This window comes from Bradyrhizobium sp. P2_E8, from assembly GCF_056403875.1.
Genome location: NZ_JBFUES010001313.1, coordinates 1 through 1,715 on the forward strand (window position 1 = coordinate 1; position 1,715 = coordinate 1,715).

General features: G+C 66.4%; 2 protein-coding genes, 1 tRNA gene and 1 pseudogene. 2 read left to right on the forward strand and 2 right to left on the reverse strand.

All coding sequences use genetic code 11. From position 1 onward, the window contains the following. Positions 1-482: FAD-dependent monooxygenase (locus tag AC1D00_RS39925; protein ID WP_477014484.1), on the forward strand; the 482-nt coding region annotated here is incomplete at its 5' end. A 10-nt stretch (positions 483-492) separates the two neighbouring features. Here the strand turns inward: AC1D00_RS39925 and AC1D00_RS39930 are convergent. Then, positions 493-936 carry a twin-arginine translocation pathway signal gene (locus AC1D00_RS39930; RefSeq protein WP_477014485.1) on the reverse strand — a complete coding sequence of 148 codons (444 nt, stop codon included), beginning with the start codon at positions 934-936 and terminating at the stop codon, positions 493-495. Between the two features lie 173 nt (positions 937-1,109). Here AC1D00_RS39930 and AC1D00_RS39935 point away from each other — a divergent pair. Further along, positions 1,110-1,198 (forward strand) — tRNA-Leu (locus AC1D00_RS39935). A gap of 95 nt (positions 1,199-1,293) precedes the next feature. Here AC1D00_RS39935 and AC1D00_RS39940 read toward each other — a convergent pair. Continuing rightward, positions 1,294-1,715, reverse strand: a pseudogene (locus tag AC1D00_RS39940) (hypothetical protein); the annotation flags it as partial.

Below are 1,715 nucleotides of genomic sequence, written 5' to 3' on the forward strand. Positions count from 1 at the left end.
CGGGCTGGAGCACGCCCGGCGATCCGCGCGAAGTGATGGAGGCGTTCGCCGCACCGCGCTGGCCGTCGCAGGCGCGGATGATGCTCGCCGCAGTCGATAGCTGGCGCAAATGGGCGCTGTTCGGCGTGCCCGACGGCTGCCCCTGGAGCAAAGGCCCGGTCGCGCTGCTCGGCGATGCCGTGCATGCGATGCTGCCGTTCGCCGCGCAAGGCGCCGGCATGGCGATCGAGGATGCCGCCGTGCTGGCACGGCATCTGAGCCCCGAGACGGCGGAGAGCACGGACGGCATCATCGCAGCGCTGAAGCAATATGGCCGTGCACGCCAGGCGCGCGTGCGGCGGGTGCAGCGGACCGCGCGGCAGCAGGGCCGCATCTATCATTTCAGCGGACCRCTCGCGATCGGACGCGATCTTGCGATCCGGGCGCTCGGCCCGGAACGCCTGCTGGCGCGGCAGGACTGGATCTACGGCTGGCGACCCTAGCGCGTGGTCGTCAATTGACGGCGCCGCCTGACTTCGGCCTGGACGGCTTGACGGGGCTCGCCGGTGCGGGCGCGACCGTCGGCTGAGCGGGAGGTGCCGCCGCCTCCATGTCGCTCTCACGGCACCTGTTCCTCCGCCAGGTCTCTTCAATCAGCTTCTGCTGTCCCCGCGCGGYGAGGTAGTCGTTGCGATAGGCGAGCTCCGCGACCACGACGCCGCCCGTTCCGGTCTCGGCCTTCGCCATCAGCCGCTCGAGGTCCTCGGTGCGCTTGACGACGTTCTTGCGCTCGGGTGCGAGTTGCTTGCAATCCCAGAGGTCATAGCGGGCCGGATCGACGAAGGCCGGACTTATGGTGTCGCTGACGCCTGCACAGCCGGCGAGCGCCGCGCAGAGCGCGAACAGCGGAAGCAGCGCGCGCACGGGGCGGCAGCGGGAGAGGAACGAGACAGACATGCCGGATGAATAGTCCCCGTGGATTGAGAATGCCTAAAGCAGCAACAGATGTCCGGATTGAGGCTTTGCCTTGTGCGGCCGGCTCGCTTAAGGAAGAACCACCCACCCGGCCCGCGAAGCGCCGATTCCAGACGGCCGGAGGTGGACTTAAGTGTTTGATCTCGTTGGATCAAGCGGGCATGGCGGAATTGGTAGACGCAAGGGACTTAAAATCCCTCGGTGCGCAAGCGCTGTGCCGGTTCGACCCCGGCTGCCCGCACCACGAGAAGTGACGGCGCGAGGACGGCGGAGGGCGGCGTCTGCAATCTCATCGCTTTCGTCCGAGTTCGCCGACGTCATTGCGATTCCCGGCGTGGCTCAGATGGCGATCGTCCGCTCGACCCTGAGCTCGCTGAAGACCTTCGTGACAGGCAGGTGAAACGGCAAGTCCGTGTTGGTGTGGTGCCAGCAGAACGGGCACGGCTTCTCGATCGAGATTCCCGGCGTCGAGTTGAGCGCGCCGAAGCCATCGATCGTGCCCATCACGTCGATGATCTTCTTGTATCGGGGCGGCATCGCGACCGCCGCGGACACCGTGACGATCCAGAATCTGTCGTCGGGAATGGTCTGTTCGATCGCCGGCTGCTCCTTGAGCTCGTACAGCGCTTCCGAGATCACGAGGTTGCCCTTGGAGTGTCCGGTCACCAGCGAAAAGCGGAAACGATCATCGCCCAGCAAAGCCATGACCGTCCTCGTATCCAGGCTGACGCGGCCGAGCTCGAGCGGCGATGTCGGTGGAC